Raw genomic sequence first — 14132 nt, forward strand, 5'->3', positions numbered from 1 at the left:
GATGCCGCGCCTGGGCAAGGACCGGATCCTGGCGGTGCTGGCGGCCGTCGTGGTCCTCGGCCTGCTGGTCTTCATCGGCCGCGGCAGGGTGTCGCTCGATACGAACGAGCTGCTCGGCACGGCCTGCGCCATCCCGTCCCGCATCACCGCGGTCCCGGGCGCGGCCGACGCGGCCCCCGGTGGCGGCGGTCTCCGCGTCGTCGAACAGGGCGCCGGGACCGTGCTCGAGAACACCAGCGCCCAGTTCGCCTACCGGATCCCGGTGGCGGCGGGCTCGACTCACGCCGAGGTGCCGCTGCTCGCCCCCGGCCAACGCACCGCGGTCGCGGGCGCGGGGCCGGTGACGTTCGGCCCGGTCGTCTGGCTGGCCCCGGAAAGCCTGGGCGGCTACACCCCGATCACCGCGACGCCGGTCCCGGGCGGCATCCGCTACACGTCGGCCAACTGCCGGGCACTGACCAGCCGTGGCGCGGTGGTGCTCCAGCGCGGCGGCAACACGGGCCGGATTCTGCGGAGCGACGAGCTGCCCCCGGCGAGCGTGTCGTGCGCGCCGGGCGAAAAGGTGCTGCCGGTCACCCTCCCGCCGCACAGCGAGGTCTACCCGTACTGCGCCCTCGGGGCGGAATGATCGCGCTGCGGTCGCCGTTAAACTCTGGTGGCTCTTTTCCTTGAGGCGAAAGCAGGATCTTTGTCTTCGGACGACTTCTCCGCCGAGCTCGCCCGCGAGCAGGCGTACGTCACCACCCTCTACGCGAAGCTCGACGCCGAGCGCGTCGAGGCCCAGCGCCGCCTCGACGAGACCCTGCGGCAGACCGGTGGCACCCCGCAGGCCCGCACCGAACGCGACGTCGCCACCACCCTCTACACCGACCGGCTCGCCCAGCTCGGCTCCGTCGAGCAGAGCCTCGCCTTCGGGCGGCTCGACTTCGTCCCCGGCAGCGCCGAGGAAACCACCTACATCGGCCGGCTCGGGCTGTTCGACGAGGACGACGACTACCGGCCGCTCTTGGTCGACTGGCGGGCGCCCGTCGCGCGGCCCTTCTACCTCGCCACCGCGGCTTCACCCGAAGGCGTACGCCGACGCCGTCACCTGCGGTCGCTGACCCGCAAGGTCACCGGCTTCGACGACGAGATCCTCGACCTCACCGCCGCCGACCAGGGCCAGGACCTCGGGCTGGCCGGCGAGGCCGCGCTGCTCGCCGCCCTCGAACAGCGGCGCACCGGTGAGATGAGCGACATCGTCGCGACCATCCAGGCCGAGCAGGACCGCATCATCCGCGCCCCGCTCGGCGGCGTCATGGTCGTGCAGGGCGGTCCCGGCACCGGCAAGACCGCCGTCGCGCTCCACCGCGCGGCCTACCTGCTCTACACGCACCGCCAGCAGCTCACCACCCGCGGCGTGCTCGTCGTCGGGCCGAACAGCACGTTCCTGCGCTACATCGGCCAGGTGCTGCCGTCGCTCGGCGAGACCGGCGTGCTGCTGGCCACCATCGGGCAGCTCTACCCCGGCCTGGACGCGGACGGCGTCGAATCCCGCGAGACGACCGAGGTCAAGGGGCGCCTCGTCATGGCCGATGTGCTCGCCAACGCCGTGCGCGACCGCCAGCGCGTGCCCGAGCCGGTCCTGGAGATCGAGTACGAGCACGACGTCCTCAAGCTCGACCGCAAGACCTGCACCGACGCCCGGACCCGCGCCCGCCGCTCGCGCCGGCCGCACAACCCGGCGCGGCGCCTGTTCGTCTCCGACGTCCTCGACGCGCTGACCCGCCAAGCCGCCCGGAAGCTGGGGGAGGACCTCCTCGACGGGCAGGACCTGGCCGACATCCGCGCCGAGCTGGCCGCCGACGAAAACGTCGCCGCCGCACTGGACTCGCTGTGGCCGGTGCTGACGCCGGAAGGCGTGCTCGACGACCTGTTCGCCGACCGCGAACGGCTCGACAGCGCGGCCCGCAAGCTGCTGTCTCCCGAGGACCGTGCCCTCCTGGAGAGCGGCCGCGACGCGCGCTGGACGCCGGCCGACGTGCCGCTGCTCGACGAGCTGGCCGAGCTGATCGGCGTCGACGACACCGAGGCCCGCGTCGAGCGCAAACGCCGTGAACGCGAAGACCGCGCGTACGCCGAGGGCGTGCTCGACATCCTCGAACAGGACGAGGAGATCATCGACGAGGAGCTGCTGCGCGTCTCCGACGTCCTCGACGCCGAGCTGTTCGCCGAACGCCAGCAGGCGCGCAGCGAGCTGACCGCCGCCCAGCGCGCCGCGCAGGACCGGACGTGGACGTTCGGGCACGTCATCGTCGACGAGGCCCAGGAGCTGTCGGCGATGGACTGGCGGCTGCTCATGCGGCGCTCGCCGAACCGGTCGATGACGCTGGTCGGCGACGTCGCCCAGACCGGCGCCGCCGGGGGCGCGCGGTCGTGGGACGAGGTGCTCGGCCCGTACGTCGAGAACCGGTGGCGCCTCGAAGAGCTGACCGTGAACTACCGCACGCCCGCCGAGATCATGGCGGTCGCGGCGCGGGTCCTCGCGGAGGTCTCCCCGGGGCTGGCGGCGCCGTCTTCGGTGCGGGAGACCGGGGTGCCGCCGTGGTCGGCGCGCCCGGCCTCCCTGGCCGCGGAGCTGCCCGGGCTGGTGGACCGCGAGCTGTCCGAAGTGGACGGTGGCACGGTGGCGGTCCTGGTGCCGGGCGGGCGCTTCGACGAGGTGTCGGCGTGGCTTTCCGGGCACGACGAGCGGCTGAGCGTGCTGACCGTCGAGCGGTCGAAGGGCCTGGAGTTCGACTCGGTGGTGCTGGTCGCGCCGGACGAGGTCGTCGCGGGCTCTCCCCGCGGGCTCAACGACCTCTACGTGGCGCTGACGCGGGCTACGCGGCGGCTCGGCGTGGTCGCCACGGGTGACGACGTCCCGGCACTCTCCGTGCTTGGCTAGGGTGCCTCGCATGCAGAAGATCGGGAAGATCGTGGTCGCCGCCGCGGCGGCGCTGTCGCTGGCCGCGTGCGGCCAGCAGGCCAAGACCGAGACGGCCGCCCCCGCGGGGCCGTCGGTGCCGCCGTCGTCGGCCGCCGCCCAGGCGACCCAGAGCAAGGGCCGCGAGTGCACCGCGGACGACATCAAGACGACGGGCAAGTTCGGCGAGAAGCCGGCGATCACCATCCCCGACGACTGCGACCCGCCGAAGAAGCTGATCACCAAGGACCTGTCCGAGGGCACCGGCGGCGCGGCGAAGGCGGGCCAGCAGCTGAAGATGAACTACCTGCTGGTGACGTGGTCGGACAAGAAGGTCCTGGACAACTCCTACGACCGCGGCGAGACGTTCGACCTCAACCTCGGCGCGGGCGAGGTCATCCCGGGCTGGGACCAGGGCCTGGCCGGCATCAAGCAGGGCGGCCGCCGCCTGCTGATCATCCCGCCGGACCTGGCGTACGGCCAGGGCGGCCGCGGCATCCAGCCGAACGAGACGCTCGTCTTCGTCACCGACGCCGTTTCGGTCCCCGCCGCGTAGTTCGGGAAGGCCACCTCGGGGAAGCCGAGGTGGCCTTCACCGCGTTCAGGGGATGAGCAGGAGCTTGCCGGTGGTGCGGCGGCCCTGCAGGTCCTCGTGGGCCTTGCGCGCGTCGGCCAGGGGGTACTTGCCGCCGATCCGGACGGTCAGGTCGCCCGCCTGGACCGCGTCGAACAGCTCCTTCGCGCGCCAGTCGATCTCCTCGCGGGTGCGCGTGTAGTGCGCCGACGTCGGGCGGGTCAGGTACAGCGAGCCGCCGGAGTTGAGGCGCTGCGGGTCGATCGGCGGCACCGGGCCGCTGGCCGCGCCGAACAGCGCGAGCAGGCCGCGGACCTTGAGGCTGGCCAGGCTGCCGTCGACGGTGTCCTTGCCGACGCCGTCGTAGACCACGTCGACGCCTTCGCCGCCGGTCAGGTCGCGGGTGAGCTTGGCGAAGTCGTCGCGGTCGTAGCGGATCACCTCGTCGGCGCCGGCCTCGCGGGCGAGCTTCTCCTTCTCCTCGGTCGACACCGTGCCGATCACGCGGGCGCCGCGCGCCTTCGCCAGCTGGACGAGCAGCAGGCCGACGCCGCCCGCGGCCGCGTGCACCAGCACGTCGTGGCCCGGCTTGACCTCGAACGTCGAAGCGACCAGGTAGTGCGCGGTCATGCCCTGCAGCATCGTCGCGGCGGCGGTCTCCAGGGACACGCCTTCGGGCACCTTCACCGCCATCGACGCCGGGACGAGCTTGCGCGCCGCGTAGCTGCCGAGCGAGCCCTGCCAGGCGACGCGGTCGCCGGGTTCGAAGCCGGTGTCCGCACCCGCCTCGACGACCGTGCCCGCGCCCTCGAGGCCGAGGACGAACGGCAGGTCGATGGGGTAGATGCCCTGCCGCTGGTAGGTGTCGATGTAGTTGACGCCGGCCGCGGCGACGTCGACCAGCAGTTCGCCGGCCTGCGGGGCCGCGACGTCCACTTCGGCCGTTTCGAGCACCTCCGGGCCGCCGGTCTTCGTCACCTGCACTGCGGTGGGCATGCGTCCTCCTCGGGTCGGGTTCTCCCGGTAGCAACTATGGCCGACGCCACGCTGTTCCGCGTTCCGGCTCTCCTTTGGTTATGGTTCGGTACGTGTCCGAAACATCTGAAGCCGTCGTCCCGCCGACCAGCGCGCAGCTGGGCGCGGCCCGCAAGTTCGTGAAGGCGCACGGCAAGCCGTCCCGCGCGGTGGTGGAGAACATCGGCCGGGCGGGCGCGCGCGTCGTCCTGGTGGGTGCCGACGGCGCGCTCGGCGACGTCGTGGTGCCCAGCGTCGAGACCGGTTCGGCCTTGATCGAGGCGGTCGAGGACCTCTCGCCGGCCGAGTGGGACGCGGAGACGGTCAAGCAGACGAAGATCGGCCCGGAGCACCGCCGCAAGATGGCGGGCCGGTGACCCGCAGCGCGATCCTGGTCGGCTGCGCGGAACTCCCTTCGGGTGACGGCGACGACGACGCCGTGGTGCCCGCATTGACATCGCTGGGCTTTTCGGTGTCCTGGGCGGCGTGGGATTCGGCTTTTGATTTCGCGTCCGCCGACGCGGTGATCCTGCGGGCGACCTGGGACTACGCGGATCGCCGTGCGGAGTTCCTGTCGTGGTGCGAGTCGGTGCCGTCGCTGATCAACTCGGCCGACGTGGTGCGGTGGAACACGGACAAGTCGTACCTGGTGGAGCTGCTCGACGCGGGTGTCGCGGTGGTGCCGACGGTGTTGGTTTCGCCGGGCGACCCGGTTCGCTTCCCGTCGTCGGACTTCGTGGTGAAGCCCTCGGTGGGCGCGGGTTCCCGCGGCGCGGCCCGCTTCGCTCTGGGTGCCGACGCAGCCTCGCACGTCTCGGCTTTGCACGCCGAGGGGCACACGGCGCTGATCCAGCCGTACCAGTCCAGTGTGGACACTTCGGGCGAACTGGCTCTGGTGTACCTGGGCGGGATCTACTCGCACGCGTTTTCGAAGAGCGCGATGCTGGGGTCCACAATGGATGAATCGGGCCTGTACCTTTCGGAGAAGCTGGCGCCGGCTTCCCCGCCCGCGGACGCGGTGGCCTTGGCGGAGGACGTCCTGGACGCGGCTTCGGCGTTGCTGGGGATCCTGCGGGCCGAGTTGTTGTACGCGCGGGTGGACTTGGTGCGTGACGAGGACGGCAAGCCGTTGCTGCTGGAGCTGGAGCTGACGGAGCCGTCGCTGGGCTTCCGCCAGACGGACCCGGCGGCGGCGATGCGGTTCGCTTCGGCGGTGCGGCAGCAGCTGGCGTAGTCACCGCACGGCCGTCGGCGCGAGCCTCGCGCGGATTCGCTTGTCCTTTCTTCGGTCACTGTGTTACACCTTTATTGGTGTACTAGTACTCTCATGGTGACGATCGGAATGGGCAGTGAGTTGAGCGATGACGCGGCTTCGCCCGAGGCAGTCGAAACCGCATTGCGTTGGTTGGCCAGACGCAAAGACGGCGAGCCGCTGCACTTTTTCCGCGACGCGATCGAAAACCCGGCGGGCGAACCGGCGACCGTACTGCGCTCTCTGGTGGCGCCGACGGCGTCGTTGGCGCCCGAGTTGCGCGCGTACGCGGTGTGGGGCCTGCTGGTCGACGAGATCGGCGTGGCCGCGAATTCCCGCCGTTGCCACACTTTGATGGCGGCGTTCCGGATCCCGCCGGCGCCGGGCGGGACCGCGTGGAAAGCGACGCTGGGCGACCGCTTCCGGCAGTTGATGCTGCCACCGGGCGTCTTCGGCGATCCGCCGCCAACCACTCCCACGCCGATGCACCAAGCCTGGAGGTCGTCGCTCGCGGCGCTGGCGCCCTCGCTGGGGGAAAAGCTGGCGGCCGGTTCGGACTGGCCGGCGTACATCAGCATCGGCCGGGCGGCGGACGAGCGCACCTGGCGCGCCCGGGCGGCGTCGCAAGGGGCGCAACCGGTGTTCATCGAGCGCATGCTCATCACCGCGGTGATGCACCGCCGGACGATCCGGCGCCGCATCACCGAACGCGACATCATCGCCTGCGAGGACGGCGTCGACGGCTACGACACGCACGCGGCGATCGGCTGGGAGCACGACCCGGAGGACCTGCCGGTGACGGCCCTGTGGGGGTGCCGGGTGGTCGCCTCACCCTGGGTGCACCCAGGCGACCCGATCCAGGCGCGCCTGCGGTTTCGCCGGAGGCTGCGGCAGGGTGAGCGCTACACGTTCGTTTCCGAGGCGCTCGACGGGCAGCTCGACGAGGAACGCCGGTGGCTCAACGTCGATATCGACCACCACGGCATCGAGCCCGGCGGACTGACGATCCAGCTGAGCTTCGACGCGAAGCACCTTCCCGAGGCGTGCTGGTGGTACTCGGAACAGCTCGAATTCGAGCGGACCCGGAAACCACCAGACGGTGATCCACATCTGCTTCCCGTAGGGGACGGGTTTGTCCGCCACACTTTCGTTGACGGGTGTCATCCGCGAGAGAGCTACGGTATCGCGTTCAGATGGGAGTCCTCGTCACCAGGGTGAAGCCTCCGCCAATGAGGTTCCCGGTGTTGCCGCCCCCGCCGCCTGCGGGCGGAGCCGAGATGTTGACAGTAGCCGCAAGGGTAGCCGTGGTACTCGCTGGTCCGTAACTGCTCAATCCGATAGCGATTGCTGCGGCAACTACGAGGATCGAGGTACCCGCCGTCACGAGTCGCTGGGTCGGTTCACATCTCGGAGTGGTGCTGCACTTCTCCATGAGTCTCCTTCGGTGATGGGAAAGTTGGCTCACCGTAGGAGGAACTGGGCGACACGACCGAGCGGGCCGTCTCTCTTTCGTGGCGTCGCAGGCAGATTATGCTTGTTCGCTTACCCGCTTGGCGGTGAGCCGATCAGCTCGAGGCCACCGAACGTCGGTCGCCCAGCCGAGTTGCTCAAAGGTCCGGATCACCCGCGCCGACACGTCCACCTGTCCCCGCAGCACCCCGTGCCGGGCGCAAGTCGGGTCCGCGTGGTGCGAGTTGTGCCACGACTCGCCCATCGACAACAACGCCAGCGGCCAAAAGTTCGCCGCCTTGTCACGCGAAGCGAACGGCCTTTCCCCGATCAGGTGACAAATCGAATTCACCGACCAAGACACGTGGTGCAGGAAAGCGATCCGCACCAACCCCGCCCAGAAGAACGCGGTAACGACGCCCCACCACGACCACGACAGCAACCCGCCCAGCACAGCCGGCAGGGCCAGGCTCAACGTGATCCACAACCAGAAGTACCGGTTCACCACTCGCAGATCGCGATCCGCCACCAGATCGGGGGCGAACCGGTCCGCGTTGGTCACCTCACGCGAGAACATCCACCCCATGTGCGCGTGCCAGAACCCGCGCAGCAACGCCGACGGCGAGGTCCCGTACAGCCACGGCGAATGCGGGTCACCCTCGCGGTCGGCGAACGCGTGGTGCCGCCGGTGGCTCGCCACCCAGAAGATCACCGATCCCTGGACCGCCATGCTCCCCGCGATCGCCAGAGCCACGCGCAACGGCCGGGACGCCTTGAACGCTCCGTGCGTGAAGTAGCGGTGGTAACCCACCGTCACGCCGAGCGTCGCGAACACGTAGAACGCCGCCGCGAGGATCAAGTCGATCCAGGTCATTCCCCAGCCCCACACCAGCGGGACCGCGAGCAGGAGCGCCGCGAACGGCACCAGCAGGAACGTCTTCAGCACGAGCATCTCGCCGGTGCCCCGGCGGTGGGAGATGAGCGGCTTGGGCGCGGAGCGCGTCGTCATGGGCGCACCGTAACCGCACCGAGTTACGGTGGTGTGTTCAGGCGGTGGCGAGTTCCTTAGGGGCCGCCGTCAGGGAAACCACCGGGCCGCGGTCGCGGCTGCCGACCCACAGCGACGCCGTCGCGATGATCACCGCCATCGCGCCGAGCACGTGGAACGACACCATCGCCTCCGGCACGCCCAGCGCGTACTGCAGCGAACCGAGCCCGCCCTGCGCCACCGCGACCACCCAGACCACGATGTAGCGCTGCCAGAGGCCCTTCGGCGCGCCGATGCGCATCAGCTGCAGGCCGAACACCGCGAGCAGCAGCAGGTAGAGCACCAGGAGACCGCCGTGGACCTGGGCGAGCGACTCCACCGGGGCGTCGAGGCGGTGGGTGTTGATGTCGCCGCTGTGCGGGCCGGCGCCGGTCACCGTCGTGCCCGCCGCGAGGACCAGCCACATCACCACGGCCAGCGCCACCAGGATGCCCCGGCCGGACGCGGGCACGAGCGAGCGCGCCGGCTCGTCGCCCTCGCGGAACGCGCGCAGCAGCAGGACCGCGAGCCACACCAGGGGAGTGGTGGCGAGGAAGTGGATCGCGACGGTCCACCACTCGAGCTTCGCGAGCACGGTCATCCCGCCGACGACGGCCTGCAGCACGACGCCGCCGGGCATCGTCCAGGCCAGCTTCACCAGGCGCTTGCGGGAGGGGTGGTCGATCTGCACGCGCCAGGCAGTGATGACGGCGATGGCCGCGACGACGATGACGACACCGGTCAGCAGCCGGTTGCCGAACTCGATCCACTGGTTGAGGGCGTCGATGCCGGAGTCGTGCTTGGGGACGAGGCTGCCGGCGACGCACTGCGGCCACGTCGGGCAGCCGAGGCCGGAGCCGGTGACGCGCACGATGGAGCCGGTGACGCCGATCAGCGCCTGCGCGACGACGGCGGCGATCCCGACGGCCCGCTGCACGGCGGCGGACGGAAACGGCAGGCGGGCGACGAGGCTGGTGAACGGCACGCCGTCGATGGTAGAACCGCGCGGGAAACGGGCTTTCGGCAGGTCCCGGCGCCCACAAGAGGGACGTGGGGCGCAAGGGACCTAGGTCACGCGCGGGGGGAGACCGAATGTCATGTGCCGGGACGGAGACCCGGACGAAGGACCGGCGGGGTCGACCGCTCTGGGGGCCGCAGGTTGTGACTCAGTCGGGTTCGGCTTCGCCTTTCCGATCGTCGTTCATGCCGATCTCTCGTCCGCGTGATTGGTCCGAAGCGACGTCGTCACCCGAGGGGCCGGCCAGGAACGCCGCGACAGCGACCAGAGCGTTCAGCAACGCAGCGATCGCCGCGCCGGAGGAGAGAACCGCGACTGTGACCGGCTCTCCGTTGATCCAAGCGACCAGACCGGCCGCCGAACCCAGGGATACGACTGCGGCTCCGCCGACCTCGACCAAGGTTCGCGACCGGCTGGCTCGTGAGGTGGACCGGCTCGACTTGGGCATCGGGGCACTTCCTTGGTCCCAGCAACTTGTGCGAACCACGATGACGGTCGGTAGCGGACCGACGGTAATGAGTGCCGTTACAGACGCTTACGGTGGCTGGCAACTTCTTTCATGCTGGTGACGCATCGAAGGAGGTCTTCGTGACGCCCGAGGAGTCACTGGCGGCGGAACTGCGCAAGCTGCACCTTCGAGCCGGGAAGCCCAGCACCCGGAAGATTGCCGCCGCGGTGGGCGATGTCAGCCACACGACGGTCAATGAAATGCTCCGAGGATCACGGGTTCCGGCATGGGAATTCGTCAAGAAAGTCGGCCTCTACCTGGACGGTGACGAACAGGAGTTATGGGCGCTGTGGTCGGCTACTCGGAAGACGCCGCTGCCAAGGGGTGAAGCGCACAACGACCTCTGGGATCCGGTGTACCTGGACCGCTTGGTCGTCACCTCGTTCGTCAGCGGGAGGGGGACCAGGGAGACCCGCACGGTCGAGCGCTGGATCAGGGCCACGAGCGACGAGGTGGACCGCTACGTCGTCCGGGCCGCGGCGCGGAGGGGAGTGAGCCATTCCGGGCGTGGGAAGGTCAATGTCGAGCCGTACCTCAACTGCACGATCGGCAAGGTTAGGCCCGTCTCGGTTTCGGAAGGAGGCGATGTGCTCCTTGTCGACGTGATGCTGGCCGCTCCGCTCAACGAAGGCGAATACGGGTTCTTCGCCACGAGGAGCCGCTATGTCCACCCCGCTCGGTACACCGGCTTCTCCGAGAGCGTGATCACCGGTCAGGGCGCTCGGGAGGTGCTGGTCCGGGCCCAATTCTCACGTGACAGCATCCCGCGGACGTGCTGGAAACTCGTCGGTCCACCCGACGCCGTCATATACGACGAGCCGCCGCCCGGTTCACGGCGGATGCTGACTGTTTCCTCGTCGCGGTACGTGGAGTTCATTGCTCGGAGCTTGTCACCGGGAGAGCGGGTCGGAATTGCCTGGAAGTGGGGCACAGCGCTTCCGAAAGGGTGACTCGGCCTCGGTCAGGTAAGTTTCGTGGTGCGCGAAGCCAACGCGCCCGCCAGCACCGCCCAGACGGCCAGCACCGCGAGCGGCCCGGGCGCGAAAGCCCCATCGACCAAGGCCGAACGCATGCCCTCCGCCAGCGCGCCCGAAGGCAGCAGCTCGACCACCACAGCCAGCCCGGAAGGCAGCGACGAAGGCGCCAGCAGGATGCCGCCCGCCAGCAGCAGCACGAACCACACGATGTTGGCCAACGCCAGCACCGCCTCGGCCCGCAGAGCGCCGCCCAGCAGCACGCCCAGCGCCCCGAACGCCAACGTCCCGAGCACCAGCAGGAGCACCGCCGAGAAAAGCCCGGACAGCGAAGGCGACCACCCGAGGAACGCGGCCACCACGCCGATGATCACCGACTGCAGGACGACCACCACCAGCGCGGCGATCAGCCGCCCCGCCACCAGCAGCCACCGCGGCAACGCCGTCGCCGACAGGCGCTTCAGCACCCCGTAGCGCCGGTCGAAGCCCAGTGCGATCGCCTGGCCCGTGAACGCCGACGACATCACCGCCAGCGCCAGGATGCGGGGCGTGATCCAGTCCACTTTGGACGTCGAGCCGAGCGACGACGCCGGCAGGATGTCCAGCAGCGACAACCCGATCAGCAGCGCCAGCGGGATCAGCAGCGTCAGCAGCACCTGCTCGCCGTGGCGCAAGGTCAAGCTCGCCTCGACCCGCGCGTGCGTCCGCAGCATGCGGCCGAGGGAGCCGCGCCCGGGGGCCGGGGTGAAAGTGCCGGGAGCGAAAGTCATGCCCGCAGCTCCCGTCCGGTCAGCTCGAGGAAGACCTCTTCGAGCGTCCGCCTGCCGACCTGCAGCTCCTCCGGCAGGACGCCCTGCTGCGCGCACCACGCCGTGACCGTCGACACGACCTGGGGGTCGACCGACCCGGCCACGACGTACGTGCCCGGCGCCGACTCGCGCACCGCGTAGCCCGCCGGCAGCGCCGCCGTCAGCAACGCCGTGTCCAGCCTCGTGCGGGCCTTGAACCGCAGGCCCGCGGTGCCGCTCTCGTCCACCGTCAGCGACTGCGGTGCCCCCGAGACGACCACCTTGCCGTGGTCCACGATCACCACCGTGTCGGCGAGCGCCTCGGCCTCCTCCATCAGGTGCGTGGTCAGCAGCACCGAAACGCCGTCGCGGCGCAACGCCGAAAGCAGGTCCCACACCAGCCGGCGGGCCTGCGGGTCCATGCCCGCGGTCGGCTCGTCGAGGAACACCAGCTCGGGCCGCCCGACCAGGGCGCACGCCAGCGAAAGCCGCTGCTGCTGCCCGCCGGACAGGCGCTTGAACGGCGTCCGCCGGACCGAAGCCAGCCCGAGGACCTCCAGCAGCCACGCCGGGTCGAGCGGGGACGCCGCGCAGGAGGCCACCAGGTTCAGCATTTCGTCGGCGCGGACGCCGGGGTAGGCGCCGCCGCCCTGGGGCATGATCCCGACGCGCGGGCGCAGCTGCGCCGATTCGCGGACGGGGTCGAGGCCGAGCACGCGCACCGAACCGGCGTCAGGCTTGAGGAAGCCTTCGCAGACCTCGACGGTGGTGGTCTTGCCGGCCCCGTTCGGGCCGAGCAGGGCGAGCAGGCTGCCGCGCTCCATCCGCAGGTCGAGACCGTCGACCGCCCGGGTGGAGCCGTAGCTTTTCACCAGCCCGGTGATCTCGACGGCGGGGGCACTCACATCGGGTCACGATACGGGCTCGGCCCGCGCGGGCAGCCGCGGGGACGGCCTGGACAGCAGGACGGGCGCGAGGCGCCGCACGACCAGCATCCCGCCGCCGCACACGACGATCGCCGCGACGTAGGCGAACGGCAGCACGTACGGGCGGCCGTCGAAGGTGCTGCCGGTCGGCGGCAGCAGGAACGGCAGGGCAGCGGACAACACCGCCGCGGCCACCCGGAAGCGGGACGTCCCGGCCGCGGCCGCCAGCGGGATGACCGCCCACAGGACGTACCAGGGCTGCAGGTTGATCTGCAGGATCATCACCGCGCCCAGCGACACCCCGAGGCCGATGATCGGCCGGTAGCGCCACTTGAAGCTGTCCCACAGGAACTTGACCGTGATCGCGACGGCCACGAGGTAGCCGAGCGCGCCGAGGATCGGCACCAGGCCGTTGGTGTGGTTGCCGAGGCCGAGGGCGATGCCGAGGACGCCGGAGAGGTTGGCCAGCTCGGCGGTGGGCGAGATCCAGGAGCGGACCAGGCCCGGGGTGTTGAAGGTCGCGCCGACCCAGCCGAAGCCGAGCCCGGTGCCGAAGCACACGGCGACGAGGACGACGCCGAACCACGCCGCCATCGGCGCGCCGGCGTAGAAGAGGTCCTTGAGCCGCCCGTGCCAGCGCCGCGCGACCATCACGGCGAAGAACGGCAGCGCGAACACCGCGGGCAGCTTGACCGCGACGCCGAGGGTGATGATCGCCACGCCCAGCCCGATGTACAGCAGTTCCCCGCGCGCCAGCGGCGGTGGCGTGTCGCCCTTCACCCGGATCGGCAGCCGCCGGATGCCGACCTCCAGGCCGGCGAGCATCAGGCCGACGGCGAGCGCGTCGTTGTGGGCGCCGGCGACGAAGTGGAAGATCAGCAGCGGGTTCAGCGCGCCGAGCCACAGCGCCGTCGCGGGCTGGACGCCGAAGCGGCGGGCCAGCCGGGGCAGCGCCCAGACGATGAGGACGACGCCGGCGAGCGCGAGCAGCCGCTGCAGCAGCACGCCGACGGCGATGCTGTTGCCGGCCAGCGGCGCGAGCCAGCCGCCGAGGCGCAGCACGAGCGGCCCGTACGGCGCCGGCGTCTCGCGCCACATGTTCGACACGCCCGCGGTGAACGGGTCGGCGACGCCGAGGGCCTGGGCCGGCCCGAGCACGTACGGGTCCATCCCGCGGTGCACGATCTCGCTCTGCGCGAGGTAGCTGTAGACGTCGCGGGAGAACAGCGGCGGGATGACCAGCAGCGGCAGCACCCACAGCGCGATGGTCCGGGCGAGCTGGCCCTGCGACGCGAGCCGCGCGCTGTCGGGGCGGGCGAACCGGCCGAGCATCAGCCAGCTCAGCACCAGGATGCCCATCCCGGAGATGGCGATGGCCAGCGACACCGTCGGGATCCGGGTGAACAGCCGCAGCACCGGGATCTCCTGCACCGGGTTGATCACCGGGGCGGCGCCGGCGCCCAGGGACCCCAGGGCGAGGAAGAGCGACCCGACCGTGCCGAAGCGGCGGACGACGTTCAGGCCCCGCCGCTCGTCGGCCTCCAGGGGCAGCGGCTCCAGCGGGCGGACGGGCGAAAGCGTGACGGGGTGGGCACTGCCCGTGTCCAGCTCCGCCACTTGCCGGTCCTGCTGCGCAGGATGTTCGCCCACAGCCACGC

14 protein-coding genes are annotated in these 14132 nt (G+C 70.8%); 7 read left to right on the forward strand and 7 right to left on the reverse strand.

Annotated features, from left to right (window positions below):
• Position 1 precedes the first annotated feature (1 nt).
• The 3 genes from AB0J40_RS03250 to AB0J40_RS03260 are packed head-to-tail and all read left to right on the forward strand — an operon-like array spanning position 2 to position 3500.
• Entirely contained in the window at positions 2-628 is a 627-nt protein-coding gene (locus AB0J40_RS03250) for a hypothetical protein (protein ID WP_364446740.1), read from the forward strand.
• A gap of 60 nt (positions 629-688) precedes the next feature.
• On the forward strand, positions 689-2926 hold the full coding sequence (locus AB0J40_RS03255) for an ATP-binding domain-containing protein (RefSeq protein WP_364446743.1): 2238 nt from the start codon (positions 689-691) through the stop codon (positions 2924-2926).
• Between the two features lie 10 nt (positions 2927-2936).
• On the forward strand, positions 2937-3500 hold the full coding sequence (locus AB0J40_RS03260) for an FKBP-type peptidyl-prolyl cis-trans isomerase (protein ID WP_364446746.1): 564 nt from the start codon (positions 2937-2939) through the stop codon (positions 3498-3500).
• A 45-nt stretch (positions 3501-3545) separates the two neighbouring features.
• On the opposite strand, the gene AB0J40_RS03265 is transcribed toward AB0J40_RS03260, so the two are convergent.
• The gene (locus AB0J40_RS03265; protein WP_364446749.1) at positions 3546-4514 is read right to left on the reverse strand and encodes a quinone oxidoreductase; all 969 of its coding nucleotides are present in this window, start codon (positions 4512-4514) and stop codon (positions 3546-3548) included.
• Positions 4515-4606: 92 nt separating this feature from the next.
• On the opposite strand from AB0J40_RS03265, the gene AB0J40_RS03270 reads away from it, so the two are divergent.
• The 3 genes from AB0J40_RS03270 to AB0J40_RS03280 all read left to right on the forward strand — a co-directional run bounded on the left by AB0J40_RS03270 (position 4607) and on the right by AB0J40_RS03280 (position 7002).
• Positions 4607-4909, forward strand: a complete 303-nt coding sequence (locus tag AB0J40_RS03270) for a hypothetical protein (RefSeq protein ID WP_364446751.1) — start codon at positions 4607-4609, stop codon at positions 4907-4909.
• Complete coding sequence (locus tag AB0J40_RS03275) at positions 4906-5766, forward strand: hypothetical protein (protein ID WP_364446754.1); 861 nt, start codon at positions 4906-4908, stop codon at positions 5764-5766. Before AB0J40_RS03270 ends, AB0J40_RS03275 begins: the two co-directional genes overlap by 4 nt.
• A gap of 93 nt (positions 5767-5859) precedes the next feature.
• Complete coding sequence (locus tag AB0J40_RS03280; protein ID WP_364446756.1) at positions 5860-7002, forward strand: hypothetical protein; 1143 nt, start codon at positions 5860-5862, stop codon at positions 7000-7002.
• 310 nt (positions 7003-7312) lie between these two features.
• Here the strand turns inward: AB0J40_RS03280 and AB0J40_RS03285 are convergent, their stop codons facing one another.
• The 3 genes from AB0J40_RS03285 to AB0J40_RS03295 all read right to left on the reverse strand — a co-directional run bounded on the left by AB0J40_RS03285 (position 7313) and on the right by AB0J40_RS03295 (position 9726).
• On the reverse strand, positions 7313-8242 hold the full coding sequence (locus AB0J40_RS03285; RefSeq protein WP_364446759.1) for an acyl-CoA desaturase: 930 nt from the start codon (positions 8240-8242) through the stop codon (positions 7313-7315).
• A 37-nt stretch (positions 8243-8279) separates the two neighbouring features.
• Entirely contained in the window at positions 8280-9245 is a 966-nt protein-coding gene (locus AB0J40_RS03290; RefSeq protein WP_364446762.1) for a COX15/CtaA family protein, read from the reverse strand.
• Positions 9246-9426: 181 nt separating this feature from the next.
• Entirely contained in the window at positions 9427-9726 is a 300-nt protein-coding gene (locus tag AB0J40_RS03295; protein WP_364446764.1) for a hypothetical protein, read from the reverse strand.
• Between the two features lie 140 nt (positions 9727-9866).
• Between AB0J40_RS03295 and AB0J40_RS03300 the strand changes: the two genes are divergently transcribed.
• The gene (locus AB0J40_RS03300) at positions 9867-10736 is read left to right on the forward strand and encodes a hypothetical protein (RefSeq protein ID WP_364446767.1); all 870 of its coding nucleotides are present in this window, start codon (positions 9867-9869) and stop codon (positions 10734-10736) included.
• An 11-nt stretch (positions 10737-10747) separates the two neighbouring features.
• Here AB0J40_RS03300 and AB0J40_RS03305 read toward each other — a convergent pair whose 3' ends face one another.
• The 3 genes from AB0J40_RS03305 to mptB are packed head-to-tail and all read right to left on the reverse strand — an operon-like array spanning position 10748 to position 14091.
• On the reverse strand, positions 10748-11530 hold the full coding sequence (locus AB0J40_RS03305; RefSeq protein ID WP_364446770.1) for an ABC transporter permease: 783 nt from the start codon (positions 11528-11530) through the stop codon (positions 10748-10750).
• On the reverse strand, positions 11527-12453 hold the full coding sequence (locus tag AB0J40_RS03310) for an ABC transporter ATP-binding protein (RefSeq protein WP_364446773.1): 927 nt from the start codon (positions 12451-12453) through the stop codon (positions 11527-11529). Before AB0J40_RS03310 ends, AB0J40_RS03305 begins: the two co-directional genes overlap by 4 nt.
• A gap of 6 nt (positions 12454-12459) precedes the next feature.
• Positions 12460-14091 (reverse strand): polyprenol phosphomannose-dependent alpha 1,6 mannosyltransferase MptB, encoded by a 1632-nt coding sequence (gene mptB / locus AB0J40_RS03315; protein ID WP_364447304.1) that lies wholly within the window; start codon positions 14089-14091, stop codon positions 12460-12462.
• Positions 14092-14132: the final 41 nt, after the last annotated feature.

It is taken from the genome of Amycolatopsis sp. NPDC049691, assembly GCF_040675005.1.
Lineage (GTDB): Bacteria > Actinomycetota > Actinomycetes > Mycobacteriales > Pseudonocardiaceae > Amycolatopsis.

Excerpts from the sequence above, each read along its gene's own strand:
- AB0J40_RS03285 (WP_364446759.1), bottom strand. The coding sequence starts at position 8,242 with ATGACGACGCGCTCCGCGCCCAAGCCGCTCATCTCCCACCGCCGGGGC.
- AB0J40_RS03305 (WP_364446770.1), bottom strand. The coding sequence starts at position 11,530 with ATGACTTTCGCTCCCGGCACTTTCACCCCGGCCCCCGGGCGCGGCTCC.
- AB0J40_RS03295 (WP_364446764.1), bottom strand. The coding sequence starts at position 9,726 with ATGCCCAAGTCGAGCCGGTCCACCTCACGAGCCAGCCGGTCGCGAACC.
- AB0J40_RS03265 (WP_364446749.1), bottom strand. The coding sequence starts at position 4,514 with ATGCCCACCGCAGTGCAGGTGACGAAGACCGGCGGCCCGGAGGTGCTC.
- AB0J40_RS03280 (WP_364446756.1), top strand. The coding sequence starts at position 5,860 with ATGGTGACGATCGGAATGGGCAGTGAGTTGAGCGATGACGCGGCTTCG.
- AB0J40_RS03260 (WP_364446746.1), top strand. The coding sequence starts at position 2,937 with ATGCAGAAGATCGGGAAGATCGTGGTCGCCGCCGCGGCGGCGCTGTCG.
- AB0J40_RS03250 (WP_364446740.1), top strand. The coding sequence starts at position 2 with ATGCCGCGCCTGGGCAAGGACCGGATCCTGGCGGTGCTGGCGGCCGTC.